General features: G+C 57.0%; 32 protein-coding genes, 1 tRNA gene and 1 pseudogene. 21 read left to right on the top strand and 13 right to left on the bottom strand.

Annotated features, from left to right (window positions below; genetic code table 11):
• Nucleotides 1-48 precede the first annotated feature (48 nt).
• The gene (locus F617_RS26855; protein ID WP_019564368.1) at nucleotides 49-873 is read left to right on the top strand and encodes a putative phage abortive infection protein; all 825 of its coding nucleotides are present in this window, start codon (nucleotides 49-51) and stop codon (nucleotides 871-873) included.
• 296 nt (nucleotides 874-1,169) lie between these two features.
• Here the strand turns inward: F617_RS26855 and F617_RS29130 are convergent.
• Nucleotides 1,170-1,442 (bottom strand): annotated as a pseudogene (locus F617_RS29130) (hypothetical protein); the annotation flags it as partial.
• Nucleotides 1,443-1,445: 3 nt separating this feature from the next.
• On the bottom strand, nucleotides 1,446-1,634 hold the full coding sequence (locus tag F617_RS26850; protein ID WP_245260753.1) for a hypothetical protein: 189 nt from the start codon (nucleotides 1,632-1,634) through the stop codon (nucleotides 1,446-1,448).
• Nucleotides 1,635-1,941: 307 nt separating this feature from the next.
• Between F617_RS26850 and F617_RS0102905 the strand changes: the two genes are divergently transcribed.
• The 5 genes from F617_RS0102905 to F617_RS27510 all read left to right on the top strand — a co-directional run bounded on the left by F617_RS0102905 (nucleotide 1,942) and on the right by F617_RS27510 (nucleotide 5,047).
• On the top strand, nucleotides 1,942-2,445 hold the full coding sequence (locus F617_RS0102905; protein ID WP_236759201.1) for a DUF4145 domain-containing protein: 504 nt from the start codon (nucleotides 1,942-1,944) through the stop codon (nucleotides 2,443-2,445).
• A gap of 50 nt (nucleotides 2,446-2,495) precedes the next feature.
• On the top strand, nucleotides 2,496-2,786 hold the full coding sequence (locus F617_RS0102900) for a hypothetical protein (protein ID WP_019564364.1): 291 nt from the start codon (nucleotides 2,496-2,498) through the stop codon (nucleotides 2,784-2,786).
• A 217-nt stretch (nucleotides 2,787-3,003) separates the two neighbouring features.
• The gene (locus F617_RS0102895) at nucleotides 3,004-3,225 is read left to right on the top strand and encodes a hypothetical protein (RefSeq protein WP_019564363.1); all 222 of its coding nucleotides are present in this window, start codon (nucleotides 3,004-3,006) and stop codon (nucleotides 3,223-3,225) included.
• 800 nt (nucleotides 3,226-4,025) lie between these two features.
• On the top strand, nucleotides 4,026-4,490 hold the full coding sequence (locus F617_RS0102885) for a Panacea domain-containing protein (RefSeq protein WP_019564361.1): 465 nt from the start codon (nucleotides 4,026-4,028) through the stop codon (nucleotides 4,488-4,490).
• Nucleotides 4,487-5,047, top strand: a complete 561-nt coding sequence (locus F617_RS27510; RefSeq protein WP_019564360.1) for a hypothetical protein — start codon at nucleotides 4,487-4,489, stop codon at nucleotides 5,045-5,047. The genes F617_RS0102885 and F617_RS27510 overlap by 4 nt, the downstream gene beginning before the upstream one ends.
• Here F617_RS27510 and F617_RS27505 read toward each other — a convergent pair whose 3' ends face one another.
• The 4 genes from F617_RS27505 to F617_RS26835 form a co-directional block, all read right to left on the bottom strand.
• Nucleotides 5,048-5,605 (bottom strand): site-specific integrase, encoded by a 558-nt coding sequence (locus tag F617_RS27505; protein WP_019564359.1) that lies wholly within the window; start codon nucleotides 5,603-5,605, stop codon nucleotides 5,048-5,050.
• Nucleotides 5,602-6,009: a site-specific integrase gene (locus F617_RS27500; protein WP_019564358.1), complete on the bottom strand. Its 408-nt coding sequence runs from the start codon at nucleotides 6,007-6,009 to the stop codon at nucleotides 5,602-5,604. Before F617_RS27500 ends, F617_RS27505 begins: the two co-directional genes overlap by 4 nt.
• Before the next feature lie 135 nt (nucleotides 6,010-6,144).
• Complete coding sequence (locus F617_RS0102870) at nucleotides 6,145-6,399, bottom strand: hypothetical protein (protein ID WP_019564357.1); 255 nt, start codon at nucleotides 6,397-6,399, stop codon at nucleotides 6,145-6,147.
• A gap of 96 nt (nucleotides 6,400-6,495) precedes the next feature.
• A complete protein-coding gene (locus F617_RS26835; protein ID WP_019564356.1) occupies nucleotides 6,496-6,735 on the bottom strand; it encodes a hypothetical protein in 240 nt (79 codons plus the stop codon).
• 107 nt (nucleotides 6,736-6,842) lie between these two features.
• Between F617_RS26835 and F617_RS28610 the strand changes: the two genes are divergently transcribed.
• From F617_RS28610 to F617_RS0102835, 6 genes are read left to right on the top strand one after another with little or no spacing between them, the layout of a single operon-like run.
• Nucleotides 6,843-7,004, top strand: coding sequence for a hypothetical protein (locus F617_RS28610; RefSeq protein WP_019564355.1), 162 nt, complete (start codon nucleotides 6,843-6,845; stop codon nucleotides 7,002-7,004).
• A gap of 57 nt (nucleotides 7,005-7,061) precedes the next feature.
• Nucleotides 7,062-7,430 (top strand): hypothetical protein, encoded by a 369-nt coding sequence (locus tag F617_RS0102855; RefSeq protein ID WP_019564354.1) that lies wholly within the window; start codon nucleotides 7,062-7,064, stop codon nucleotides 7,428-7,430.
• Between the two features lie 31 nt (nucleotides 7,431-7,461).
• Nucleotides 7,462-7,965 (top strand): hypothetical protein, encoded by a 504-nt coding sequence (locus F617_RS0102850; RefSeq protein ID WP_019564353.1) that lies wholly within the window; start codon nucleotides 7,462-7,464, stop codon nucleotides 7,963-7,965.
• Complete coding sequence (locus tag F617_RS26830) at nucleotides 7,962-8,780, top strand: hypothetical protein (RefSeq protein WP_019564352.1); 819 nt, start codon at nucleotides 7,962-7,964, stop codon at nucleotides 8,778-8,780. The genes F617_RS0102850 and F617_RS26830 overlap by 4 nt, the downstream gene beginning before the upstream one ends.
• A complete protein-coding gene (locus tag F617_RS0102840) occupies nucleotides 8,777-9,343 on the top strand; it encodes a S24/S26 family peptidase (RefSeq protein ID WP_019564351.1) in 567 nt (188 codons plus the stop codon). The genes F617_RS26830 and F617_RS0102840 overlap by 4 nt, the downstream gene beginning before the upstream one ends.
• Nucleotides 9,340-9,627: a hypothetical protein gene (locus F617_RS0102835; protein ID WP_019564350.1), complete on the top strand. Its 288-nt coding sequence runs from the start codon at nucleotides 9,340-9,342 to the stop codon at nucleotides 9,625-9,627. Before F617_RS0102840 ends, F617_RS0102835 begins: the two co-directional genes overlap by 4 nt.
• A gap of 60 nt (nucleotides 9,628-9,687) precedes the next feature.
• Here F617_RS0102835 and F617_RS0102830 read toward each other — a convergent pair whose 3' ends face one another.
• The 5 genes from F617_RS0102830 to F617_RS0102810 all read right to left on the bottom strand — a co-directional run bounded on the left by F617_RS0102830 (nucleotide 9,688) and on the right by F617_RS0102810 (nucleotide 12,986).
• Nucleotides 9,688-10,440 carry a hypothetical protein gene (locus F617_RS0102830; RefSeq protein ID WP_019564349.1) on the bottom strand — a complete coding sequence of 251 codons (753 nt, stop codon included), beginning with the start codon at nucleotides 10,438-10,440 and terminating at the stop codon, nucleotides 9,688-9,690.
• Nucleotides 10,440-10,667: a hypothetical protein gene (locus F617_RS28255; protein WP_019564348.1), complete on the bottom strand. Its 228-nt coding sequence runs from the start codon at nucleotides 10,665-10,667 to the stop codon at nucleotides 10,440-10,442. Before F617_RS28255 ends, F617_RS0102830 begins: the two co-directional genes overlap by 1 nt.
• Nucleotides 10,668-11,144: 477 nt before the next feature.
• Complete coding sequence (locus F617_RS0102820; protein ID WP_026330641.1) at nucleotides 11,145-11,654, bottom strand: hypothetical protein; 510 nt, start codon at nucleotides 11,652-11,654, stop codon at nucleotides 11,145-11,147.
• Nucleotides 11,655-11,810: 156 nt separating this feature from the next.
• A tRNA-Thr gene (locus F617_RS0102815) sits at nucleotides 11,811-11,886 on the bottom strand.
• 137 nt (nucleotides 11,887-12,023) lie between these two features.
• Nucleotides 12,024-12,986, bottom strand: a complete 963-nt coding sequence (locus tag F617_RS0102810; RefSeq protein WP_019564346.1) for a nitronate monooxygenase family protein — start codon at nucleotides 12,984-12,986, stop codon at nucleotides 12,024-12,026.
• A gap of 255 nt (nucleotides 12,987-13,241) precedes the next feature.
• On the opposite strand from F617_RS0102810, the gene F617_RS0102805 reads away from it, so the two are divergent.
• Nucleotides 13,242-14,387 (top strand): hypothetical protein, encoded by a 1,146-nt coding sequence (locus F617_RS0102805; RefSeq protein ID WP_019564345.1) that lies wholly within the window; start codon nucleotides 13,242-13,244, stop codon nucleotides 14,385-14,387.
• A gap of 61 nt (nucleotides 14,388-14,448) precedes the next feature.
• Here F617_RS0102805 and ppk2 read toward each other — a convergent pair whose 3' ends face one another.
• Entirely contained in the window at nucleotides 14,449-15,330 is an 882-nt protein-coding gene (ppk2, locus tag F617_RS0102800; RefSeq protein ID WP_003514903.1) for a polyphosphate kinase 2, read from the bottom strand.
• A 231-nt stretch (nucleotides 15,331-15,561) separates the two neighbouring features.
• Here ppk2 and phoR point away from each other — a divergent pair, with 231 nt between their 5' ends.
• The 7 genes from phoR (at nucleotide 15,562) to phoB (ending at nucleotide 23,507) form a co-directional block, all read left to right on the top strand.
• Complete coding sequence (gene phoR / locus F617_RS0102795) at nucleotides 15,562-16,830, top strand: phosphate regulon sensor histidine kinase PhoR (protein WP_019564344.1); 1,269 nt, start codon at nucleotides 15,562-15,564, stop codon at nucleotides 16,828-16,830.
• Nucleotides 16,831-17,025: 195 nt separating this feature from the next.
• Nucleotides 17,026-18,060, top strand: coding sequence for a substrate-binding domain-containing protein (locus tag F617_RS0102790; protein ID WP_003514907.1), 1,035 nt, complete (start codon nucleotides 17,026-17,028; stop codon nucleotides 18,058-18,060).
• Between the two features lie 274 nt (nucleotides 18,061-18,334).
• Entirely contained in the window at nucleotides 18,335-19,819 is a 1,485-nt protein-coding gene (gene pstC, locus F617_RS0102785) for a phosphate ABC transporter permease subunit PstC (protein ID WP_003514909.1), read from the top strand.
• Entirely contained in the window at nucleotides 19,816-21,138 is a 1,323-nt protein-coding gene (gene pstA, locus F617_RS0102780; RefSeq protein WP_003514911.1) for a phosphate ABC transporter permease PstA, read from the top strand. The genes pstC and pstA overlap by 4 nt, the downstream gene beginning before the upstream one ends.
• Nucleotides 21,139-21,152: 14 nt before the next feature.
• Nucleotides 21,153-21,968 carry a phosphate ABC transporter ATP-binding protein PstB gene (gene pstB / locus F617_RS0102775; protein ID WP_003514913.1) on the top strand — a complete coding sequence of 272 codons (816 nt, stop codon included), beginning with the start codon at nucleotides 21,153-21,155 and terminating at the stop codon, nucleotides 21,966-21,968.
• A 98-nt stretch (nucleotides 21,969-22,066) separates the two neighbouring features.
• Complete coding sequence (gene phoU / locus F617_RS0102770; protein WP_003514921.1) at nucleotides 22,067-22,792, top strand: phosphate signaling complex protein PhoU; 726 nt, start codon at nucleotides 22,067-22,069, stop codon at nucleotides 22,790-22,792.
• 31 nt (nucleotides 22,793-22,823) lie between these two features.
• Nucleotides 22,824-23,507 carry a phosphate regulon transcriptional regulator PhoB gene (gene phoB, locus F617_RS0102765; protein WP_003493692.1) on the top strand — a complete coding sequence of 228 codons (684 nt, stop codon included), beginning with the start codon at nucleotides 22,824-22,826 and terminating at the stop codon, nucleotides 23,505-23,507.
• Between the two features lie 299 nt (nucleotides 23,508-23,806).
• Here phoB and F617_RS0102760 read toward each other — a convergent pair whose 3' ends face one another.
• A complete protein-coding gene (locus F617_RS0102760) occupies nucleotides 23,807-24,340 on the bottom strand; it encodes a GcrA family cell cycle regulator (RefSeq protein ID WP_003514924.1) in 534 nt (177 codons plus the stop codon).
• A gap of 430 nt (nucleotides 24,341-24,770) precedes the next feature.
• Here F617_RS0102760 and F617_RS0102755 point away from each other — a divergent pair, with 430 nt between their 5' ends.
• Nucleotides 24,771-25,973: an aspartate aminotransferase family protein gene (locus F617_RS0102755; RefSeq protein WP_013635420.1), complete on the top strand. Its 1,203-nt coding sequence runs from the start codon at nucleotides 24,771-24,773 to the stop codon at nucleotides 25,971-25,973.
• The last annotated feature ends 2 nt before the right edge of the window (nucleotides 25,974-25,975 follow it).

The raw sequence follows: 25,975 nt of genomic DNA, 5'->3' as shown, positions 1-25,975 counted from the left end.
GGCTTTAACTATCCTGCTACTTGGGGTCGCAAGGTTTTGGGGGCAGATATGAAGAAATCTTGGGTAATACTTCTCGGTACCACCGCTGCACTGATATGGGCCGCATGGGTAGCTCAGAAGTGGATATTTGCGATGTTTGGCGCGGACTGGAGCGTTACAAATCTAGGCGCCTGGGGAGACACCTTCGGCGCACTCAACGCTCTTTTTTCTGCGTTCGCGTTTATCGCAGTTCTATTCACCCTCAAACAGCAGCGGGACGAACTTGGGCGCCAGCAAAAACAGATCCTGGCGGCCGAGAGAGACCAGCACGTGCAAAGGTTTGAGCAAACGTTTTACGAACTTCTTCGCCTTCTTAGGGAAGCCCGCTCGGATGTCCGCTTTAGCCATACCGATCAGTACAAGGCCCTATTTTCTGGGCCTATGCCAAACTCGGCTTCAGAGTTCCAAGGTGCCGAAGCGTTTGCCCATGCAAATTTCGAGATGATATACTGCATCGGAAAATTGAACCCTGCCACACAAGCAGAGTTAGCCGAGCAACTAGCGGAAACGTACATGACTGCAGTTCATCTCAGGTATGAGAGCAGTTTTGCCCCGTACTACCGCCTACTATATACTATTCTTCTGCGAATTCATGAAGATAGCGTTCTCATCGACAAGGAGAAGCATCGGTTCGGGAACCTTCTCCGTAGTCAGCTAACCAGTCATGAAGTCGCTCTATGTTGTTACAACGGTTTGTCAGCAGTATCAGGAAGTTTTAAACAACTTCTGTTAGAATTTCGTATCGGCAAGTACCTACCCGAACACTTCGGTAAAGTTGATCTCAAGAGAGTTTACGACCCAAAGCTATTTTCGGGGCGCGACGAAAACCCTTGAGCAGCCGCAAGCGATTCCTCTTCGGAAGGCTCATTTTCATCAATCGAGCCGAACGCATCCACAGCAGCAGCGAGACCAGGCAGATTTCCATCTTTCTCGATGCGCGAGATGAGCGCCTTCGACACGGCCTCACGAGTGATAAGCTCCTGGCCCGCCCCAGTGCCTACGATTGCGCGGGCAGCTTCAGCGTTCAGCTTGAACACCTCGGCACGTTCCTTCTCGGTCTGGCTGTAGAGCGGTGCCCACTCGTAATAGATCTTCGGATCACGGCTCCCAGTTGCTGACCGGATAGCGATCTCGTCAAAGGTCTTCACCCGCAGCGAGGGGAAGCAGAGCGATAGAACCTTCGGGATAGTGTCCGACCATACCGATGTCTTGGCGTGATTGAAGCGGAACCTGAATATGACATGCCGAGAACCTGGGGCATTGATAGCCCTCTGGATGACCGCTCTGACGAGCAAGAATGTCTTTCCGGATCGAGACCCGCCGCGCGGCATGATATTGCGCGCAGGGCTAGCAAAGAGCCGGTTAGCCTGTCTTTGTTTCTCCGTCAGCGTTGCTATTACCATGCGTCACAATTCGGCGTCCTCTGCGGATATGCTGATGGCGATAGGGCTGCCACCCAGCCCCGAATGTTCAACCGACGCGAGCTTCGGGTGCATGTACGGCGCCGCATCCTTTGCGATGGCCGCCGCCGCATCGTATTCTCGCTTGCCGTAATGTTCTCGCATTGCCTTCAGCATGACCTCTAGCGGGGTCACGCCTTCCGCTGATGCGGCCCTGTCAGCAATTTCCTTAGTTTTGCGCGTAGCGGCTCCCTTGGGCCTACCAGCACCAGTCCTCTTGCCACCTCGCGTCAAATTTGATTTCCTTTGATTCAATTCAATCAATAAGAGCGAGAATATCTACATCATGCATTTCGTAAAAGGGCAGGTCGCACCATATAACTTCAACCCCATCAATCTCCGCTGCCCAGCATGTAGGCACATTGGCGCCTTCTCAAACGTCCACCCAGGGACAGATTTGGCTTGGAGCAACCAGTTAGGCGAAGACAGGGGAGCGCCAATCATGGACCCCCACAAGGCAAGTATGAGGAAATGCCCGAACGTAGAATGTCATGCTCTTGTTTTCGTTATAGAATCTATTCGCTCTGGCAAAGCCGTATACCCCCCTGAGGTGATAGACTTCGATGCTACCAACCTACCCCCAAGAATTCTCTCATCACTAGAAGAGGCAATAAAGTCTCATGCGGCGGGATGCTACAGAGCTTCCGCGCTTATGGTGCGTAGAGTTCTGGAAGAACTATGCGAGGACAAGAACGCCACTGGCGGCAACCTAATGCAAAGGCTGCAGGCGCTCGGAGGGACAGTCATAATCCCTGGCGAGCTGTTGGCAGCCGCCGATGAACTCAGACTTCTTGGAAACGACGCAGCTCATATTGAGGCTAAAACTTATGATCAAATCGGAGCCGATGAATGCGCGATAGCAATCGAATTGGCCAAAGAGCTACTCAAAGCAGTCTATCAGTACACCAGCCTTGTTGCTCGTCTTCAAGCTTTGAAAAAGCAATAATCGTATCGTGCATTCTTGAGTACTGGCATGGGTAACCTTGGGGGGATGAGATGGCGGAGAATTGGACGACTAAATCGGACGAGGAGGTCTATTCAGGGGCGGGCGAGCAGCCAGGCTCTCAAGCCTCATACTGGCGAGAAGTCGAGATGAAGCGCCGCGATTACCTTCTTGCCAAGAAGACATCAGAGGCAAATATTCAGGCGGCCGAAGCTCAAATCAGAGCATCTGACGCCACGATCAACACGGCGTACTGGACCAAGTTATCTGCCATAGCCGTTCTAGTGACGGCAATAATCGCGGCCGTGGCCTTGGTCGTTCAAATCGTATCAGTCCTCAAGTGACTGCCCGCTCTCCCGCTCTTGCACCGTGCTGGTCATCGACTTTGTTCAAGCGATGATGACCGTTATCGTCAGCGCAAAAAGCGCCGATAGCGCCCATATCGAAACAGTAAATCCTCGCCGTTAGCCTGTCAGAAAGCGTACGATAGAGAAGGCGTGGACAAGGCTCCGCAGCCCTCACTAAGGTCATTCCATTCCCACGAGAATCGGAGACTGAGCCATGAGTGAGCTGCAGGAATTGCTGAGAGCGAAAGCCGAGATCGAAGCGAAGATTGAGGAAGTGAAGGCGTCAGAGGTCGAGCGCCTGAAGCTTCAGTTTGTTGACCTAGCCACGCAGTTGCGGGAACTCAATTCCCTGCCATCCTCGCTTGTCGATCTGTTCACAGACAAGGCCGGCACCTTCAACGCGTATCGCACTCTGAGAGTGAAAAAGCCGGCTTGATGTGATGTCGCTCGCGCAGTTTGTCAGAGGCGCAGCGTCTGCGGAGCGTATCCGTGAAAGGATGATGCGATCTGGCTTCACGCTTTTCGGGCAGAAGTTATGGACCGAGGACGAAGATTTCATCTGCCGTCTTTTCCACCCTGATCTGTTCGCCCTTCGCCAGATCCTTTACAACAGGACCGAATGTGCCATCAGGAGCAGATGCAGGAAGCTCGGCCTGACTTCACCCAGAAGAACCTGGGGCCCACTCGACAAGCAGCGGTTACGCAAACTGTACCCTGAAGCTAGCCACCACGAGCTTTGCGCTGCGTTTCCTGGGATTGAGATCGAGCGCATCCGGAAGGTCGCCCACTATTACGGCTACCGTCGAAAGCGAAAGCCTTACAAGATCACCGGCGTCCAATCTCTCGACCAGTTACGGTCGCGAGCTTACGAAATCGGTTGGTACATGCCAGACGTCGATGACGAGGCTGGCACAGGCCGTTACTTCCGATCTCGCGGTTGCAGAAGCAAATACCCGAACTTCAAGGCCATCCAGCGAGGCGTCAAGGCGCTCGGTGGACACCTCGAGGCGGCTTGGGATGAGTAGCGAGAAGACCATTTATCGTGAGTTATTGTTCAGTTGCCAGCGCACGTATGTACATGCATAACGCGAAGGCTTTATGCGCCGAATGTCTTATTTCCGCACGTTGTCGCATCTATTTACATGTCATTCGCAAATCACGTATAGCATGCATTATACGAAACGAATTGCGCCGCGCTGTGTTATGCTGTCGTTAAACGCGCATTGGAGAACCGTCATGTCCGTAAGAGACGTCGCAGAGTACATACTGCGGTCGCACGGCGAAATGACCGCCATGAAGCTGCAGAAACTGGTCTACTACTCTCAGGCGTGGTCGCTCGTTTGGGACGAACGCCCCCTGTTCAACGAGACCATACAGGCATGGGCGAATGGACCGGTTTGTCGCTCCCTTTATTCTTGGCATCATCGGCAGTTCAGCGTGGTTCCAAACAGCATCCTACCGCCGACCGCTGAGCCGAACCTCGATGAGCGCGCACGCGCGACCATTGATGCGGTTCTGGATTTCTATGGGAAGCAGTCAGCACAATGGTTGAGTGATCTAACACACCTGGAAGCACCTTGGCTGCTTGCGCGGGAGCGGGCCGGCGTAAAGGACGGCGAGCCTTCCGAAGAAGAAATACTCCTCTCCGACATGCATGAGTATTATTCTGGAATTCAGCCGGGGAATGCTCAAAACCCATGAGCAAAAAGGAAGCTCGCATCGAACGCAAGCTTGCCAAGCAGCTGAAAGAACAAGAAAAATCTGCTCGCTTAAAAGTGCAGGTAGAGTCGCAGCAAGTTCCGCGCGCTGAAGCTAATCCGATAACGGAGAAGCTACCACGATCAGAGAGAGACCCCGTCAGCATCATGCAGATGCGAATGGAATACAGGATCCATGAACATGCGGACCGGGAAGGCGCCTGGTCTTGGGGTGAGCAAAGAAACTGGTGCCACTCTTCATATGGACCCGATAATGCCTGCGTTGTTCGGGCGACCATGATTGCGATGAGCGGCCTCCACTGGCATGAAATCATGAGCCAGACGACCGGTGGGAACGACCGTCACAAGAAGCATCATGCACAAAGTTGGGACACCTTGTGCCCTGAAGCCCAAGAGCGGTGGATGGAGATTGAACGTGTCGAAGAGGAGCTCTTCCGGTTTCGAACGGGTGGCAAGCAGCGTATTTGGGGTTTCCGCACCGGGCACGTTTTCAATATGGTTTGGTGGGATGCTGAGCATAAGATTTATCCCGTCGACTGATCAAAGAAATCCATCCCCTGCATGGTCTTTGAACCGGTCAGCTCGGCGCACATAGGTTTCCACGGTGCGCGGGTCGCGGTGTCTGGTCACTTCCATGATTCGGGATATGCTCGCTCTGTTCTCTGCAGCCGAGGTAACAAAGCCCGCGCGCAACGAGTGACCGGATAGGTTTGCAACATCGAGGCCGGCGGCGTCGGCATACTTCTTGACAATAAGCGTCACGGCTTGATCAGTCAGCGTCTCGGCCGTCAGGCGGTCACCACGATTGAAGCGACGGAAGATTGGTCCCGAGGTTATACCGGACGCCTGAAGCCACTCCTTGAGCCTGTCAGCGGGTTTCAGGGCCTTGCCGTTCAGGATTGCAACCGATTGGCCTTTCGCCTCTTGGTCGGTCTTGGACTTGGGCAGGAACACGTCAACGCCCTCATCGCTGAAAGTCAGATCCTCAACAGTGATCGCCACAAGCTCCGATCGACGGAACGCACCAGCGAACCCGAGCAAGAGCAAAGCCCTGTCACGCTTGCCCTTGAGGCTGTCAGCGTTGATCCTCGCCATCATGGCATGATAACGTCAACCGTCGCTGGAGCCTTTTGGCGGGCCGCTGTCCCCACTGTACGGCTTATACCCTTCAGGATGGCCGCCACGCCCGCATTGTCGGTCGGGTTATCAAGACCAGCGCCGCGGTGAAAGAAGCGGATAGCAGCCAGCTTGCGGGCGATTGTGGGAACCTTCTTGCCGGCGTCGGCAAGAGAGGAGGCATAATTCGCCACGGTCGCAGCGTTCGCCGGCAGATGCGATCTACCTCGATCAGCACACCAGTCGGCAAAGTCCTGCCAATCGCCTCTGTAAGCCCGCATGGTGTTGCTGGACAGCGCGGCGCGGCCATAGTCGAGGGCAGCGTCGGAGAGATCGGAGGCAGCCTCTATTCCCGGCTGCGAGGAGATCAACGTCAATGCGGACATTCAATGCTCTCCTGTCGAAAGGTGTGGTCATGACAACCATACCTTGGGTGCCTGTGTGGCGCAGGCGCCCCGAGGTATGTGTATTATGCACGTGCGAGAGGTATTCGCGTGACACGAATACCCTGAACGATGGCGTCAAGCCTCGCCCTTAAGCTTTGCCTTCGCCGCCGAACGCTTTTTCTCCTGCATCTTCGCGCGGAAGATCGCTCCCATACTAGGGCCGGCATCAATAGCGCCAATATTCATGGCTCGGTCCAAATCATCCCGGTACCAGAATTTCCGGCGTGATGTTTCGGTGACTCTCGGCGGCGGATAAGACGTCCCGACCCGCTCAAGAAAATCCTCGACGTGCCGTTCGCCGCAATAAGCAGCTGCCATGTCGGCCATCATTCGAGGCGGCCACGTATCAGGTGGGAAAGTCGGCGGTCTACGCACACTCATGGAGCATCCTGGCGCTTCGATTAGTAGCGATAATCGGGTTTCCCGTTACTCTGTTGAGCGGTTCAGCTTCAGGCGCGCACCGGTATATTCCCCGTTGGTAATCTCGACGCCATGCGCCGCGTAGGCGGCCTTGATCTTATCCTTTGTCGCCTCTGTCGCGGTGCCAGAGGTCTCGAACCTGTGCACGGTCGAGAAAGCGATACCGGCATTGTCTGCCAGTTCTCGGACAGACCACTTCAGGATCGCCCGAGCCGCCCTATTAGCCTCTGGTGTCAGTTCAGCCATGCTGTTTTCTCCCAAAATGAATACACTTGTATTTAAATGCTTGACGTTCACTACGCTTGTAGTTATGAATACACCTGTAAGCAAATCATAACAAGGGAAATCAAACAATGACACGCAACACAGTTAACGTCCGCCTCTCCAGCCTCTTCACTAACCCGGCTTTGAAGGCAGCCTTCGAACGCACAGAGCGCGACAATGGCGCGGCTCTGGTTGTCCCGGCTCCTCGCGATCCGCAGCTAACCGGTGGCGCTGCTCTCGAACTCGCATAAAGACCGCCTCCCTTTTTAGGGAGTGACAAAAACCTCTCGACAATTTGGAGAATGACAATGCCGAACAGCACAGTTCCGGCCAGCGCCGAAGGCATGCCCAAATTCGACCGCAAGGCCATCATGGCAGATGCATGGGAGCGTTACCGTTACATCCGTCGTCAATACTCCGCCAAACAGATCGAGCGCGGCATTGTGGACGCCTCTTTCTCGGCCTGTCTTAAGACCGCATGGCGCGTTGCCAAGCAGCGCCGCGAGGAAGCCCGCCAGGCTGCGAAGGTGGCCAAGGTGATGGAAACCCTTGCCGGTGAACGTCTCCGCGCCCTCCAGTCCGCTCTGGCCGATACCAATTACCTGTCACTCCGATACAGCGCCGCCGCTCGCCGCGCTGCGATCAAATCCGAGATAGCCGTCCTCACGGCGCACTGACTGCACCAACCAAAAATCAGGAGACACCATCATGCCGAACACGATTCCGGCCGCTGGCGAAGCTATGGCCATCGAAATGAGATCCCCGAAAAAGCAGCTTGACGCGCTTCTTGAAGCTGCAGTGAAAATCATCCGCGATAACCCCGATCTGATGATTGAGTCCGTCAGCGCCAACAAGCATGGCATTTACACGAACCTGACCATTCCCGGTACCGAGGAACATCCGTGGGTCAAGGCGCGTCGTTTGATGAAGGAACTTTCGGAAACCCTCGCTGACTGCGACAACGCGAAGTGGTCGGCTCACGTAATGCCGCCGATTCCAGCCTCCTTCAATGGGTTTGCTTCATTTCCTATGAGGGAGACTCGCGACGAATTGCCTGTTGATCATGTCGAGCGCCTGTCGTGGGAGCTTTCCGACGCCTTGAGCCGGTATCAGAACGGTGCCTTTCAAGCGGTGGTTCTTCCTTCCGTCTCGGCCGGTCACACAGTCATGCTGACCAAGGTCGGCGTGTTCGATCTGAGGGCAAAGGCATGAAGACGACCCGTCGCACCTTTCTCGGCGGCGCTGCCGTCGCCTCTCTGCCGGTCGCTGCTGGCGCCTGCGTTGCTGTAACAGCAATTCAGGGCGAGGCCGCCGCGCCTGCGCCCATCGCTGAAAACCCCGATCTGTTGGTGGCATATGCTCGCCTGCAGGATGCTAAAGCCGAATTGCGTGAAGCAAAGGACGCGTTGGAGTGGATCGCTGACGAGTGGCGGCACCTGTGGCCGCTCGCTCCCGAGGAATTGCTTGGCCCTGCTGGTGCCGACCGCCATATGGGGCACGCAGTAGGCGAAACGGACATTGTCGGCAATTTCATCCTTCGCGATTGCGCAACCCTCACCACGCGTCTTTCACCACAGTTCCGAAAGATTGACCGGTACGACTGCTTTTCAATCATCACTACGACGGAGGCCCAAAGCTGGCTGGAAGATTTTCAGCAGCGTAAGCCAAGGGGCCGGACGCCCGAAGCTCTTGCGCACTCTCAGGAAGTAATCGACCGCAATATTCGGAAATACAGCCAGCGCGTTGAACTTGCTCGCGCCTATGAGAAGGAAACCGCCCGGCTGCGTAAAGCCGCCGGCGTCGATGCTGCAAAACGCCGTATCGAGGATGCAAAGGAAGAGTTCTTTGCCGCATGCAGTGATGTCTCAAAGATACCCGCATTCGGTCCAGAAGGATTGCTTATCAAAGCAGAGGCCATCAAGGCGATCGGCTATATGGACGGCTTCACTCGAAGCGAAGGCATTGTTGCCGAGATGGCCCGCTTCATCCAGCAAGTAATCGATATGGGCGGGAGGGTGTCTGTATGAGCGCTCTCATCAACCGCCCCCTGCAGCACAACACGCTGAACGTCTACCGGACCTTGCCGCCGCACTGCATCGCCTTCGAAGTCACTGACCGACACAGCCTCCCCTTTATCGAGCCCGGGGAGGTGGTGGTGGTCGATACCGAAGACCGCACGCCGCGCGTAGGCGATATCTACGTGATTGAATGGATTGGCGGACGGCGCAATGTCTGTCAGGCCCGCCACAGCGCCATACCGTGGCAGAGGGATGCACAGGAGCCGCGCTGGCATGTCGGCTCTATGCGGACCACCACACCCGCCGAGTTCGAAGAATGGCTTGCTGCCTCAAATGAAGCGACCCGTAAAGGCTTGACGCCTCAATGGTGCGGTGGATGGGCTGAAGGACCGTTCGACCGTGACTATTTGGAAAGCAAGCTCGTCGGCGCCGTGATTGGTCTCTACAAGCCAAGCCGCGAGACGCCTGCATCGACATTTGTCGAGGAAGAGCTCTCCCTGTTGCAGGACACTGAAGCAGCGCAGGCGCGATTGGCCGCCATCATCATTCGCATTAATGGGAGTCAGCCATGACGAGAGCCCTGACTGAACTGAATATGCGCCGCGCTGAACTGGAAGCGCGGATTGAGGAACTTATCGCGCTCCTCGATCTTCTCGACGGCGACGAGAACCTAGAGCCCTATCTTGCTGGCACCGACCCCAACGACGAGGACCGGGAAGACGAGGACGAGCGGGAACCGGAAGAACTGGAGGAGAGCGGCGACGAGCATGAATGCTCTCGTGATGAACATGTGTGTTCTTCGTGGAATGGAGGTGCTCGTGACGCGGGTGGCAACGCCCGCGACCGCATGTGTTAATTTGGTATTTAAAGGCTGACCGCCCTTAATCGCCTCGCCGCCCGTTTATGGGTTCACGACCTAAATCGGCGACGCCAAAATGCGTAAGGGGGTTTCGTTGCTCTTAATTAGCTTAACTTCGTCCCACGGTACGAATGTCACTGATTTCTCGTCTCTGATAAACAGAAACAGCCCACTTTGACCGCGCAGCACGAGATGGGCCTTTGTCTCCACTTGATCGCCGATTTTTATTGATACAGGGCTAAGGTACCTATTGCTTTCTACCCACAGGCTACCCGAAAGAAAGGCGACCACAAGGCAGAGTAATGCGAGTGAGCTAAGCATCTTGTGCCAATGATGCTGACGAGCCTGAGTGTATGCCACTGATAAGAATACAACTATAGCAGCCGCAAACAGGGAAAGAATTTCCCCATAAACTAAGGCACGAAACAGAAAGAAAATAGACAGGATTAGTGTCGCGGCAAAGCATGCTATCTGTTGCTTTGTGCTCATATCCATTAGAAGCGCAAAGAAATCATAACCTCTACGCCTTAGTCTATTAATGCCGCCATCTGACGAATACAATGAAGAAATTAGTGCGGACACAAGCTTAAATATCACCACGGCCGTAGCCGTCGAAATAGCAATTGATCCTATCAGTTCCCCTCGATCAACAAGAGGAAGTAGATCTGGCCCTATTCTGTAAAGAACGCCAGCAATGAACGCCGCGCTGAGAGCTGCAACTGTGCTCCCGATTTTTATCCAAGGATTTTTTGAATATCTCTCAAATGCCGAAGCTATTCCTGTTTCCAGTAGTTCACGATCGAATTTCATTAGGGCTTCGGAATCCTGCTGTTTAGTTCGAGTGATTTTTGGTAAAAAGTTCTTAGAATTTGATTACTGTCGCAACCGAATTGTTGCGACGACAGCTCAGCAGCAAGAGAGTGGAAGCTTCGTGCTGCACCGATCGATTTCACCTCGCCGCGCTCTTGGGCGGCATCATATTCATCCGCCAACCGTCGCTTGGCGAGGTCACTTCCTAAGGTAACTTTTTCCGCCATCCTCCTTCAGGCAGTACCGTCCTCCGCGCGTGCCGGTGCAGTAAGACCCGCCAAGGCATGGCAATCCTTTGAGGTGGTCGGCGCCATATCAACCGCTCCCGATCCCAGCAAACCAAAACTGCCCATCGTTGCGCTGCATGACTTCTTGCTGGCGCTAACCGACCCGTCCAAGCAAATGAAAGTGTCGTCTTGGCATCGCTCTATGCCGCCCTTCTTTCCGCTGCACGGTGTGTTTGTTGCCGCTGCCGCTCCGGCTGCAAGCAAAAACATCGCCGCAATCACAAACCCCCTCATGAACCGCCCCCGCGTTGTGAGGGCGCAGTGTCCGCCAAAAAGGGTTGACGAAACATTCTTGGCGTTGGCTAAGGTTTGCAAGGGTCCAAACGGATGGACAAATATGGACATCAAGGGGAACGTCGGATTTTCTGCGCATTACGCGCGTGCTACCTGCTTATCAAAATCGGTGAGCAGCTTCCGTCATTTATTAGACTCGATCCGAAGGCTGGCCCAGTTCTCGCGGTACTGATCCATCCAGCCCGCGCCAAATCCGAACATGATACCCATGCGGTCATAGTCAGGAAGCATCCGGCGAAAGTCAGTATCCTTCCTCGACTGCCCCCTTTTGCCGGGTTCGGAAAGCCACACCTGATGGGAGGTCTTTATGACTTCGGCCACTATCAGGCTTGGAATGATAAAGGACTTCGGCTGCGTCGTTAGATCAACACCGAAATCAAGGAAAACGTAGAAGAGCCGGTCGGAGAATATACTCTCGTGTTTGCGGCCCATATGCCAGCCGCCGTCCGCGCCTTTGTCAGTCCGCGTCTTTACCTGAATGGCACAAAGCCTGTCGCCAATATCATCCGTGACTACGATATCGGCATTCGGCACTCCAGCTGGAGCTAGCGCCGCTATCAGACCGTGACGCAGCAGTTGGCACATAACAAAATGTTCGCCGGCAGCCCCGAGCAGCGATGTCGCTGAAACCATATTACCGATTCCCCCCATGTTTAAATGAGCGAAAGTTGCCAGAACGGATGTGGAGAGACAACGTCATACCGACGCTTGAAAGGTGGGCAGAAAGGTGGATGGAAAACACGGCAACGCATCTATTGCTTTGAAATGTCTTCACTTTTTCCGGAAAAATGGTGCCGCTTACGTGACTCGAACACGTGACCCCGTCATTACGAATGACGTGCTCTACCAACTGAGCTAAAGCGGCCCGATTGTGACCCGTTTGTTACGGATCAGCTTCATGGCGGGCTGATACAGGCAATGCTGACGGATTTCAAGCCTTGAATGCGCGGGTTTCGAAAAATCCGAAAAAAAGCTTTGCCTGCCCGTTGTTTATAGGTGGCCTCAGCCTCTCGCGCAGATGCGCTGTCTGGCTGCCTCATACTCGCGTACCAGCCGATCGACTAGGTCAGCCACCGGCTCCACCACCTTGACCGCGCCGATGCCTTGTCCGGCGCCCCAGATATCCTTCCAGGCCTTTGCGCCGCCGGTGGCGGTTTCGAAGTCCATCTTGGAAGGGTCCGCTTCCGGCAAGTTGTCGGGGTCCATGCCTGAGGCGACGATCGAGCTTTTCAGGTAGTTGCCGTGTATGCCCGTGAAATAGTTCGAATAAACGATGTCCTTGGCCTGTGCCTCCACGATCGCCTGCTTGTAAGCGTCGGAGGCCCGGGCTTCCTGCGTCGCGATGAAGGGGGAGCCTATATATGCCATATCCGCGCCCATGGCCTGCGCCGCAAGGATGGAACCGCCATCGGCGATGGCGCCAGCCAGCAGCAGGGGACCATCGAACCATTCGCGGATTTCCTGAACCAGGGCGAAGGGCGAAAGCGTGCCCGCATGTCCGCCGGCACCCGTTGCCACTGCAATCAGCCCGTCCGCGCCCTTGCGGATGGCGGAACGGGCGTGGCGATCGTTGATGACATCATGCAGCACGATACCGCCATAGGAATGCACGGCCGCATTGACTTCCGGTACTGCACCAAGCGAGGAAATCACCACCGGCACCTTGTATTTGACGCAAAGGCCGAGATCGTGTTCCAGCCGCCGGTTGGACATATGTACGATCTGGTTGACGGCGAAAGGAGCAGCCGGGCGCTCGGGGTTAGCCTTGTTGTGGGCGGCCAGATCCTCGGTGATCATTGCCAGCCATTCGTCCAGCTGGCTTTCGGGCCGCGCATTCAGCGCCGGGAAAGCGCCGATGACACCCGCCTTGCATTGCGCCAGCGTCAATTGCGGATGCGAAATAATGAATAGCGGTGACGCTATGACCGGAAGACGCAGATTGTCTTTCAGCACGGACGGCAGCATGTCTCCTCCCACGGATTACGTTTACGCGCACGTAAGTCAATATCGTGTTCGGCAGCGGATTGAAAGCGAAAACAGCGTCGTACTGGCCCGGCAGACCTGCGCTCACAGCGCCACAATGGATCGATTTTCCCCAAGGCAATCCGGTCTTTATCGCAAACGATGCTTGCGGAGGCGCGGCATAGCCGTTACCGAATCGTAAACCAATGGCGCACTGCCACATATTTTTTGCGAAGAGCAGTAGAATAAGGATCGGTCGTGAGCGGACTGGAAACGGCAATCAGAAATGCTCTGGAAAAATCGGACAGATCGAACGCCGAAGTTCGTGCACGAATTTACCAATCGTCCCGTCAGGCACTGGAAGCGGGCCTGCGCAAGCAGGGCATAGACGACCCGCAGATTGTGGGCCAGCAGCGCCAGCGGCTCGAAAGCCTTATCCATGTTATAGAGAATGAAGAGCGGAATCGTCTTCTGGACAGGGTGGAGCAGCAGTTGCGGCCGCCTGTGCCGGAAAGTGCGGCGCATGACGGCCCCTCGGTCGATCCCGTCTCACAATCGCAGCATCACGGCGATATGGCAGTCGAGCCGGAATTGCGTGGCGAAACGCGCGACGTGCGGCCTGGCGTCGCTGCCTCTCCGGAGCCGCTGAGTGCTGGACGTCGTAATGGAAAACCGCCAAGGAGAGGCTCCAGCGCAGGTGACGCCTCGCTCGCGTTTCGTCCGGAAGGTGCCGTTGGCCGCCGCAAGCGTCGCGGACTTTTCGCCCGGCTTTTCATGCTCGTATCGCTTCTGGCCTTTGTCGGTTTCGGCGCCTGGTGGGTCTATTCCTCCGGCCTGCTGCTCACGCCGGAGCAGCGCGATACCAGCGTGCCTAATCCGCCGGCACAAGTCCAGGCGGAGGACTTCAACGGTACTGAGCCCGCGCCGAGCCTTTCCGCCGGCCGCGGTTTTTCTGACGACTGGGTGGAAGTATTTAATGCGGAGCGCGGCAGTTCCGGAGTTTCGGCAGGCTCCCGCGCCAGTGTCGAGAACATCGCCACACCCGCCGGCAAGGCGATACGGGTGACGTCGAGAAGCGTCTCTCAGGACGGCGCAATCAGCGTCGAGGTTCCGGTGGAAGTGATGCGCGACATGGCGGGTAAATCCTCGACCATCTCGATCACGCTGCAATCCTCCAGCGATCGGCAAACGCAGGTTTCCGTAGCATGCGATTTCGCCACGTTGGGCGATTGCTCCCGTCACCGTTTCACGGCAACGGCCGAGCGTGCGGATATGCTGCTGAACACGACGTTCGAGCGTTCGCTTGCCCCGAATGCGCCCGGCAAGATCTTCATCAACAGCGATATCGATGGCAATGCCCGCCCGGTGAACCTGTACTCCGTGCGCATTTTGCCGGGTCAGTAAGAATCCAGCAAGAAGAGGGAACAAGCGCCGCAGCCGGGGCGCTTGTTGACGTCTCCCGGTCTTATTTCAGAAAACCCGGTCCTGATCCAAGGATCTTGTCGTCGATTTCGCCAATCGCCTTTTTGTCCTTGCCGTCGTAGTCAAGCGTATTGAGGATGTGGCGAATGAGGTTCACCCTCGCACGGCGTTTGTCGTTGGCGCGCACCACCGTCCACGGGGCGACATCGGTGTGGGTCTTTTCCAGCATCTCGTCGCGCTTTTGTGTGTAGTCGTCCCACTTCGTCAGCGCGGCGATATCCATGTCGGAAAGCTTCCAGCATTTCAGCGGGCTGTGGCGACGGTCATGGAAGCGCTCGATCTGCGTTTCGCGGCCGATATCAAGCCAGAACTTGAACAGATGAACACCCTCGTGGACCAGCATCTTTTCGAGGCGTGGTGTTTCCTTGAGAAAGCGCTTGTGCTCTTCCGGGGTGCAGAAGCCCATTACAGGCTCCACCCCGGCGCGGTTATACCAGGAACGGTCGAAGAGGACGAATTCTCCAGCCGTCGGGAAATGCGAGATATAGCGCTGGAAATACCATTGGCCACGCTCGGTCTCGGTTGGTTTGGTCAGCGCCACGACACGGGCATAGCGGGGGTTGAGGTAAGCGTGGGCCGCAAAGATCGCGCCGCCCTTTCCGGCAGCATCGCGTCCTTCGAAGACTGCCATCACCCGTTTGCCGGTGGCCTGCAGCCAGAACTGCACCTTGACCAGCTCCACCTGCAGCGCCTCGAGGGTGGCGTCGTACTCCTCCCGCTTCATCTTTTTGTCGTAAGGAAAATCTCCGGCGGAAAGCTTTTTCTCCTCCACCCAGTCGGGAAGAACCGGATCGTCGATGTCGAAGCTGCGCAGCTTGCCGCCAATGGTGATCTCCACCGATCGCTTCTTCGTTTCTTCGCCCATGCTTTCCTCCTGATGTTGTTGTGTAAAGGCAACTCGCTGCCAATGAGTTCATATCCACCCGCATAATTCAAGTGAAAGAGGATTGGTTAGCCGGAGTGCTACCGCAGTGACGATTGCGGCGCAGATTTTGCGCATATACGCTGTGGAAAATACGCGATGATGAATCTCTGTCATGAAGCTGGCCTATGAGACTCCGATGCGCTGTCAGGTGAAAGTGGAAAGTGTGCTGAAATGGCAGTCATGAAAGGCGAGAGTGGATTGAAGCTTTTTGCGAAAAAGCTTGGCCGAAACTGGTTGCCTGTTCTCGTCGTCAGCATGCTTGCCGTTGCTGCCGTTTCTGAGTTGCAAACGCCCTACATGCCCGCCGTCCTGTGGCTCTGCGCCGTCATCGCTATTTTGACCGCTTGGCAAAAGCCGGAGGAGCCGGCTAAGGATGAAACCGCAGCTGCTGAGGCGGAAGAGCCTGATGTGCCCGGCGAAAACGTCATTTCCGGGGTGAGGGCGGGTCTGGCCGTTCTGGATACGCCGGTCTTCATCCTCGATAAAAACGCAGGCGTTCTTTATCAGAACGGCGCGGCGGAACGCGCCTTTGGCCAGCTTCCGGCCGGCGCGCATATTTCCGCCCGGCTGCGTTCGCCGGGCTTGCTGGATGTCATTCGCGAGACCATCACCACCGGACAGCCCAACCAGGTCGAGCATTCCGAGCGTTTTCCCTCAGAGCGGGTCTTCATCGTCCGCATTGCCCGGGCGGATGCGGGAGAGGCGGCGGGTCCACCGTTCTACATCCTGTCGTTCCGCGATGTTTCGGAGCTTCGCCGCATCGACCGCATGCGCAGCGACTTCGTCGCCAATGCAAGCCATGAATTGCGCACCCCGCTCGCCTCGCTGCGCGGTTTCATCGAAACCATGCAGGGGCCGGCCCGCAACGACCCCAAAGCGCAGGAACGTTTCCTCGCCATCATGCTGGATCAGGCCACACGCATGAGCAGGCTGGTGGATGACCTCATGTCACTCTCAAGGCTGGAATTGCGGGCGAATATTGCGCCGGACCAGAAGGTCGATCTCGTCCCAGTCATCGGCCATGTCCGGGATGCGTTGCTGCCGCTCGCCAACGAGCTGGATGTGGTTATTACGCTGCATCTGCCCGACCGGCCGGCAGAAGTGCAGGGCGACCGCGACGAGCTGGTGCAAGTGTTTCAGAACCTCGTTGAAAATGCTTGTAAATATGGCCAGGAAGGCAAGGTCGTGGATGTCTGGCTGCGTGCCGAACCCGGTAAGCCGGTGGAGGTGAGCGTCATTGACAAGGGGCCGGGCATTCCTGCTGAACATGTGCCGCGTCTGACGGAACGGTTTTACCGCGTCAGTGTCGCTGACAGTCGCTCCAAAAAAGGGACCGGCCTCGGGCTTGCCATCGTCAAGCACATCCTCACCCGCCACCGCGCCCGCCTCATCATTAAATCGGAACTGGGCAATGGCACGGACTTTACCGTCAGATTCTGACATAGAGTACGTTACAGTCTTCAGCTTCGAAAAATTTTATAAATAAAATCAATAATTTAGGCTGTCACAAATCTTTCACCGAAGTGACATAAAAGGAAGTGGTTACGGTGGTTAAGAAGAGACCGCCGAGCGCATGCTAAGAGCGTCTGCCGCTATCGGCTGCGTCCACAAACAAGCCCACGACGGGAGAGACAAATGAACTTCGTTAAATTTTCCGCAGCAGCTCTGGTGGCTTCTGTCGCCTTCGCTGGCGCCGCCGCTGCTCGCGACCAGATCCAGGTTGCTGGTTCCTCCACGGTTCTGCCCTATGCCAAGATCGTTGCCGAAACTTTTGCTGAGACTTTCCCGAACTTCAAGGCTCCGGTTGTTGAGTCTGGCGGCACGGGCGGCGGTCTGAAGGCGTTCTGCTCCGGCGTCGGCGAAGGCACCATCGACATTGCAAACGCTTCGCGCCCGATCAAGAGCGACGAACTTGCCGCTTGTAAGGCCGCTGGCGTTGCCGACGTTCAGGAAGTGAAGATCGGCTACGATGGCATCGTCTTCGCAATGGACTCTTCCAACAAGGACATCAAGCTCGAGCCGAAGGATCTGTACCTCGCGCTCGCCGCTGAAATCGTCAAGGATGGCAAGCTCGTTGCCAACCCTTACAAGAAGTGGTCGGAAATCAACAAGGAACTGCCTGATGTAGCGATCGCCGCTTACATTCCGGGTTCCAAGCACGGCACGCGCGAAGTCTTCGAAGAGAAGATCATGGCTGACGGCTGCAAGGAAGCCAAGGCGACCGACGCCATCAAGGCGCTGATCACCGACGCCAAGCAGGCTGCTGCCAAGTGCGTTGCAGTTCGCAAGGACGGCGCTGCAGTCGACATCGACGGCGACTACACCGAGACGCTTGCCCGCATCGACGCCAACAAGACCGGCCTCGGCGTTTTCGGCCTGGCATTTTATGAGAACAACGCTGACCGCCTGAAGGTTGCGACCGTCAGCGGCGTTGTTCCGTCCACGGAAACCGTTGCCAGCGGCAAGTACCCGGTTTCGCGCCCGCTGTTCTTCTACGTGAAGAAGGCTCACCTGGGCGTTATCCCGGGCCTCAAGGAATATGTCGAGTTCTTCGTTTCTGACGAAATGATCGGCCCCGACTCCCCGCTCGCAAACTACGGCCTCGTTGCCGCTCCGGAAAAAGAACGCGAAGAAATTCGCTCCAAGTTCGCTGCCGGCGCTTCGATGTAATAAACAAGGAGGGGTGCGGCCTGCCGCACCCCTCTCTTCGCTCCGGTACCGTTGTGCTTAAGGCGGCTGTCTCCGGTTGACAGTTCCCATCCATCGCCGTCCACATAATTGTTGATGGATTACAGATGCATAGGATGTATCAACCTTGACGCTTGCCAGACTTTGTTACAGTCAGGCGGCAAGCATCTCTGGATGGTCCAGCGGTCTCGTTTTGATGACTTTTTGATTTGCCCGATATCGCACCGTGCTCTTGAGGCACGACGAGGGAACTCTAATGAACACATCGATCCTTTTGCTGATACTGGTGTTGATCGGCATCGGCAGTTATCTGCTCGGCAGCCGCCGCGCCGTTGCTTTGTCTGGTGGGCGTCCCTCCAGCATGCATTCCCGTGCCGGTTATCACGGTTCCTACGCTGTCGTCTGGGCGGTGCTGCCCGCAGCGCTCATTCTCTGTATCTGGCTTGTTATCAGCCCGCTGATCGTTACCTCTGCGGTGCGTGGCGAATTTCCCGAAGATGTGCGCTCCCAATCCGAAGCGCAGCAGAGCCTGACCTATGGCATGGTAACGTCCATCGCCCGCGGTCTCCAGCGTCTGACGCCGGAAGAAACCGCAAAGGTTGATGCGGATACGGCTGCGGTAAGATCGCTTCTGGCATCGAAGGGCGTGGCAATTGCCGGCGAACCCCAGCGTTTCATGGTCGATGCCGCCCAGACGCTGAATGCGATGACCTCCACCAGCCGCCTGGGCATGATCGCCACCGTGCTGCTGGCCGCATTCGCCGGTGCCGCTTATGCACTGCGTTCAATCGCGCCGCGTTTTCGGGCGCGCAACAGGGTGGAGCGGGTCATTCTCGCGGCTCTGGTCGTAGCGTCGTCCATCGCCATCCTGACGACCATCGGCATCGTCCTTTCGATGCTTTCAGAAGCAATCCAGTTCTTCACCATGGTTCCGGCGCACCAGTTCTTCTTCGGAACGGTATGGGATCCGCGTTTTGCCGCTGCCGGTGCGACCGACTCTTCCGGCCAGTTCGGCCTGATCCCGCTGCTCGCCGGCACGCTCTATATTGGTTTCGTCGCCATGCTGGTCGCCGTTCCGGTCGGGCTGTTTTCTGCGATCTATATGTCGGAATATGCGACGCCGCGCCTTCGCTCGATTGTAAAGCCGCTGCTCGAGGTGCTCGCGGGCATCCCGACAATCGTCTACGGCTTCTTCGCGCTGACGACCGTTGGTCCTTTCCTGCGAGACATTTCTACGCAGATCAGCGGTCTTGCGACAGGCAACTACGCCAACTTCATCCAGGCGCAGAGCGTCATCACCGCCGGCTTCGTCATGGGCATCATGCTGATCCCTTATGTTTCGTCGCTGTCTGACGACATCATCACCGCCGTGCCGCGTTCGCTGCGCGATGGCTCTCTCGGTCTCGGCGCCACGCGCTCTGAAACCATCAAGAAGGTCATCCTTCCCGCCGCTCTTCCCGGCATCGTCGGCGCCGTGCTGATGACGGCGTCGCGTGCGATCGGCGAGACCATGATCGTAGTTCTTGCGGCTGGCGTCGCTGCCCGCCTGCAGCTCAACCCCTTCGAACCCATGACAACAGTGACGGTCAAGATTGTCAGCCAGCTGACGGGTGACCTTGAGTTTACCTCGCCGCAAACACTGGTGGCCTTCGCGCTGGGCATAACTCTTTTTGCAATCACGCTTTGCCTGAATATCTACGCGCTTTACATCGTGCGCAAATACCGGGAGCAATATGAATGACCGACATCGTTTCCCCGGCGGCCGGTGCTGCCGCCGTGAACAAGGCCACGCGCCGTGATATCGGCATCAAGCGTCGCTATGCAGCTGAACGCCGCTTCCGCGCCTATGGATTGGCAGCAATCTCGTTCGGCCTCATCTTCCTCTTTCTGCTGCTCTGGTCGGTCGTATCCAAGGGTCACACCGCCTTCCAGCAGACGATGATCACCGTTCCGGTCGAGTTTTCCGAACTGATCATCGATCCAAAGAACGAGCGCGCAACCAATCCGGCAAAGCTGATGACGGCCAACTACCCCGTCCTCGCCCGTGATGCGGTGGCAAAGGTTCTCGGCGTCGCGCCGACGGATAAGGCCGGTCTTCGCGCCGTCAACGTCATGATCTCCGACAGCGTACGCACCCAGCTGCGTGATATCGTCGTCGCCGATCCGTCCGTCATCGGCACCACGCGCAGCGTCACGCTTCTGGCGTCGGGTGATGTCGACAGCGCCTTCAAGGGCCAGGTCGACATGTCGGGGGATGAAGCAAACCGCCGTATCTCGAACCAGCAGCTCGGCTGGATGAACCAGCTCGTGGAAAGCGGACAGCTTGGCAAGCATTTCAATACCGGCATCTTCGTCAACGGCGCTTCGAGCCGTCCGGAAGCCGCGGGTGTTGGCGTTGCGCTGATCGGCTCGTTCTACATGATGCTGATCGTGCTGGTGCTGTCGCTGCCGATCGGTGTTGCGGCCTCCATCTATCTGGAGGAATTTGCCCCCAAGAACCGGTTGACGGACCTTATCGAGGTCAACATCAACAATCTGGCGGCTGTTCCCTCCATTGTTTACGGTCTGCTCGGTCTCTCCGTCTTCATCAACTTCATGGGCTTTCCACGCTCGGCCTCGCTGGTCGGCGGCCTCGTCCTGACGCTGATGACCCTGCCGACGATCATCATCGCCACCCGCGCTGCATTGAAGGCCGTGCCGCCGTCGATCCGCGCCGCCGCACTTGGTCTTGGCGCTTCCAAGATGCAGACGATTTTCCATCACGTCCTGCCGCTGGCAATGCCTGGCATTCTGACCGGCACCATCATCGGTCTCGCCCACGCACTGGGCGAAACGGCGCCGCTGCTTCTGATCGGCATGGTGGCATTCGTCGCGAACTATCCGACAACGCCTATGGATCCGTCCACGGCCCTGCCGGTGCAGATTTACATGTGGGCGAACGAAGCTGAGCGTGCCTTTGTCGAACGGACATCTGGCGCTATCATCATCCTGCTTCTGTTCCTCATTCTCATGAATGTTGGCGCAATCCTGTTGCGTCGCCGCTTTGAGCGGCGCTGGTAGAGGGAGCTAGAGCAATGAACATGTTGTCGGAAGCAGCAGTTGAAAAGGCGCTGGACAAGAAAATGAATGAAGTCTCATACAAGATGATCGGCAAGGATGTTTCGGTTTATTACGGCGAAAAGCGCGCGCTTTACGACGTGAACCTCAATGTCCGCGAAAACACGGTGACTGCACTTATCGGCCCGTCCGGTTGCGGTAAATCCACTTTCCTGCGCACCTTGAACCGCATGAACGACACGATCGACGGTTGCCGGGTCACCGGCAAGATCACGCTCGATACCGACGATATCTACGATCAGCAGATCGACGTCGTGGAACTGCGTGCCCGCGTCGGCATGGTGTTCCAGAAGCCGAACCCGTTTCCGAAGACGATTTATGAGAACATCGCCTACGGCCCACGTATCCACGGTCTCGCCCGCAACAAGGCGGATATGGACCAGATCGTCGAGCATAGCCTGCAGAAAGCGGGTCTCTGGAACGAGGTGAAGGATCGTTTGCTGGAATCCGGCACGGGTCTCTCCGGTGGTCAGCAGCAGCGTCTGTGCATCGCACGCGCGGTTGCCGTCAGCCCGGAAGTGATCCTGATGGACGAGCCGTGCTCGGCGCTGGATCCGATCGCGACTGCGAAGGTCGAGGAACTGATCCACGAACTGCGCACCAACTACACCATCGTCATCGTCACGCACTCCATGCAGCAGGCGGCGCGCGTTTCCCAGCGTACGGCCATGTTCCATCTTGGTCATCTTGTCGAAGAAAACGAAACCGACAAGATGTTCACCAATCCGGACGACCAGCGCACGCAGGACTACATCATGGGCCGCTTCGGCTGATCCCCGGCCGGTGCTTTATCGTAACCGTACAAGACTGGTGCCTCTGCCGTGCCCCGCTGTTGGGCACGCGCATGCAGGCCAAGCCGGAGGAATAGACCATGACACAGACAACGACCCATTCGCATATCCTGTCTGCCTATGACGACGAACTGAAGTTTCTGACGCGCCGCATCGCCGAAATGGGCGGTCTTGCCGAGCAGATGTGCGGTGACGCCGTGCGCGCACTCGTCAATTCTGATGCTGCGCTCGCGCAGAAAGTCATTTCGGACGATACCATTCTCGACCATGCTGAGCGCGAAATTGGCGACAAGGCGATTGTAACCATCGCCAAGCGTCAGCCGATGGCGGCAGACCTTCGCGAGATCATCGGCACCCTGCGTATCGCCGCCGATCTCGAACGCGTCGGCGATCTTGGCAAGAACACGGCCAAGCGCGTTATCGCTGTCGCCGGCACCGGCGTTCCGCGCAAGCTCGCCCGCGGCATCGAGCATCTGTCCGACCTGGCGCTGGTGCAGCTCAAGGAAGTCCTCGACGTCTATTCCACGCGTTCCGCCGAAAAGGCCAATGCGATCCGTGAACGCGACGAGGAAATCGATGCCATGTACACGTCGCTCTTCCGGGAGCTTCTGACCTACATGATGGAAGACCCGCGCAACATCACCACCTGCACGCATCTTCTGTTCTGCGCCAAGAACATCGAGCGTATCGGCGATCATGCGACCAATATCGCAGAGACGATCTATTACATGACCACCGGCAGCCAGCCGGAGGGCGAGCGTCCGAAGGACGACAGTTCCAACACGCTTGGTTCGGTGACCGAGTAACAGACAAGCAGAAGCTTGCGGAGTTCAGCATATGGTGCCCAAGATTGCAGTTGTGGAAGACGAGGAAGCGCTGAGCGTCCTGCTTCGTTACAATCTCGAGGCTGAGGGATACGACGTCGACACGATACCCCGTGGCGATGAGGCGGAAATCAGGCTGCAGGAGCGCATTCCGGATCTTCTCATCCTGGACTGGATGTTGCCCGGTGTCTCCGGTATCGAACTGTGCCGGCGCTTGAGAATGCGGCCGGAAACAGAACGCCTGCCCATCATCATGCTGACGGCGCGTGGCGAAGAGAGCGAACGGGTTCGCGGTCTCGCTACGGGCGCTGACGATTATGTCGTCAAGCCGTTCTCGACGCCGGAACTCATGGCCCGGGTCAAGGCCATGTTGCGCCGGGCCCGTCCGGAGGTTCTGTCGTCGGTGCTCAAATGCGGCGATATCGAACTGGATCGCGAGACCCATCGCGTTCACCGCAAAAGCCGCGAAGTGCGCCTCGGCCCGACGGAATTCCGCTTGCTGGAATTCCTGATGACGTCGCCGGGTCGGGTGTTTTCCCGCTCGCAATTGCTGGATGGCGTCTGGGGTCATGATATCTATGTCGACGAGCGTACTGTCGATGTGCATGTCGGACGTCTGCGCAAGGCCCTGAATTTCTCGCACATGCAGGATGTCATCCGCACGGTGCGTGGTGCGGGATATTCGATGGAAGCCTGAGCGATGCGGAACCAGATAGTTTCGCTGGCGAAGTAGTGCACCAAAAAATCAGGAAGCCCGAAATCTGAAACGATTTCGGGCTTTTTCAATATGAATATCCGCCAAACTCGATGCCATTGTCCGTTTTGACCGGAGGAGATCGGCGGCGCGTTGAAATCCGGATTGAAGGGTCACGCCCGATAGTAAGGGGAAAGGGTGAGGCCTGCCATCAAGCCGCCCAGAAAGCGGCTTTATTTTTGTCATAAAAAAACGGGCCCGAAGGCCCGTAATTTTTGAGTGCTGAATGCGTGCCGCAACACTCAAGCCTTGCGGCGCTCGCTCACCGGCTGGTAGGCGAGTTTCGCATGGAACTTGCAATAGGGCGAAGATTCCAGCGCTTCACAACCGCAAAAATGGAAGTCGTCCTTCAGCGGATCGCCAACCGGCCATTTGCAGGTGCGCTCGGTCAGTTCCGTCAGCGTCAGGCGACGGGAAATCGGCGTGACAACGTTCTTGGAGGGAACGTAATCGAGCACCTGCGCGGTCTCGATATCGATCTCCTCGTGCAGCGCCGTTGCCGCGTTCGAACGGGTGAGGATGCGCGCCGGAGCCGCGTTGACGCGACCTGCGAAAGTCGTCGCACGCGGTGCAGGGGCAGCGGTGCGCTTCGGCGCGGAGCGTGCCGAAGTCACTGGACCGCCAGCCTTGACGCGTCCCGGCAGATTGAGACGATGGACCTTGCCGATCACGGCATTACGGCTGACGCCGCCCAGCTGCGCTGCAATCTGGCTGGCGCTAAGGCCCTCGGACCACAATTTCTTGAGCTTTTCGACTCGTTCGTCTGTCCAGTTCATGCCGCTTCTCCGCTTGTCGCGTGTATTTTCGGCAGAATCCCTCTCCGTCTCGCGCGCATGCCGCAAGCGTGGTTTCTGCCTGATTTTCGGTGACTAGTTCCGCCGCAATGCAGTCTAGTAATTAGCGATTAACCTAGTGCCAGCCCGACTCCGTGGCAAGAGTCGCGGGAATCATCTGGAATCGATTTTCCGGTTTTCCCCAACTTGCTGGCGTATTGAGTCTGAAAGGCAACACCTTGGGGCTGGCCCGCGGCCGCATACTAGTGCTTGAGAAGCCCGGGAAACGCTGACTTTTGTTGACATCGGCAAACGAAGTGACAATAGTGCCCCTGCCGCCGCAAGGCGGCATTTTGATTTTCAGGCGAGGGATAACCCCGCAAGCCTATTGACAACAGTTTGACAGCGCATCTGCGCAAGGAGTGATACAGCCATGGCCGAAGCCGGCGCGCCATTGTTTGATACGTTTTCAAGAGCCCCCCTGCGCTTCGAGCGCGGTGAGGGTGTATGGCTGTTCACGGAAAGCGGCGAGCGATATCTGGATTTTGCGGCCGGTGTTGCTGTCAACTCGCTGGGCCACGCCCATCCTCACCTCGTTGATGCGATCAAGACGCAGGCCGAGAAGGTCTGGCACGTCTCGAACCTTTATGAAGTACCGGGACAGGAAAAACTCGCCAGGCGCCTGACGGAAGCGACTTTCGCGGACAAGGTATTCTTCACAAATTCAGGCGCGGAAGCCCTGGAATGCGCCATCAAGACCGCCCGCCGTTATCACTATACCAAGGGCCATCCGGAGAAGTTCCGCATCGTGTCCTTCGAAGGCGCTTTCCATGGCCGTACACTGGCGACGATCGCCGCGGGTGGCCAGCAGAAATACCTCGAAGGTTTCGGTCCCAAGGTCGAAGGTTTCGATCAGGTTCCGTTCGGTGATGTCGATGCCCTCAAGGCCGTCATCACGGCTGAGACTGCAGCACTTCTGATCGAGCCCATCCAGGGCGAGGGCGGCATTCGCTCGCCCAGCAAGGAATTCCTGCAAATTCTGCGCGGATTGTGCGACGAGCACGGCCTGCTGCTGATTTTCGATGAGGTCCAGACGGGTGTCGGCCGCACAGGCAAGCTGTTTGCTTATGAACATACCGGTGTTGCGCCCGATATCATGGCGGTCGCCAAGGGTATCGGTGGCGGTTTCCCGCTCGGCGCATGTCTTGCCACGGCAGATGCCGCTTCCGGTATGACGGCGGGCGTACATGGCACCACCTACGGCGGCAACCCGCTGGCCATGGCAGTCGGCAATGCCGTGCTTGACGTCGTTCTCTCCGAAGGTTTTCTCGAGAAGGTCCGTGACGTCGCGCTGGTCTTCCGGCAGGGTCTGGCCTCGCTCAAGGACCGTTATCCTGACGTGATCGAGGAAATTCGCGGCGAAGGTCTGCTTCTGGGCATCAAGGCGAAGATTCCTTCGGGCGAATTGCTGCAGGCCATGCGCGCAGAGCATCTGCTTGGCGTGCCTGCGGGCGACAATGTCATCCGTCTTCTGCCGCCGCTCGTCACCACGGCGGAAGAGGCCCGTGAGGGTCTTGCACGTATCGACGCGGCTGCCGCCTCCCTGACGGTTGCGAAACAGGCAAAAAGCGCCTGAAA

This window comes from Agrobacterium sp. 10MFCol1.1 (genome assembly GCF_000381165.1).
GTDB lineage: Bacteria > Pseudomonadota > Alphaproteobacteria > Rhizobiales > Rhizobiaceae > Agrobacterium > Agrobacterium tumefaciens.
Note: the sequence above shows the minus strand (reverse complement) of the source record. Positions and strands in the feature narration are given on the sequence as shown.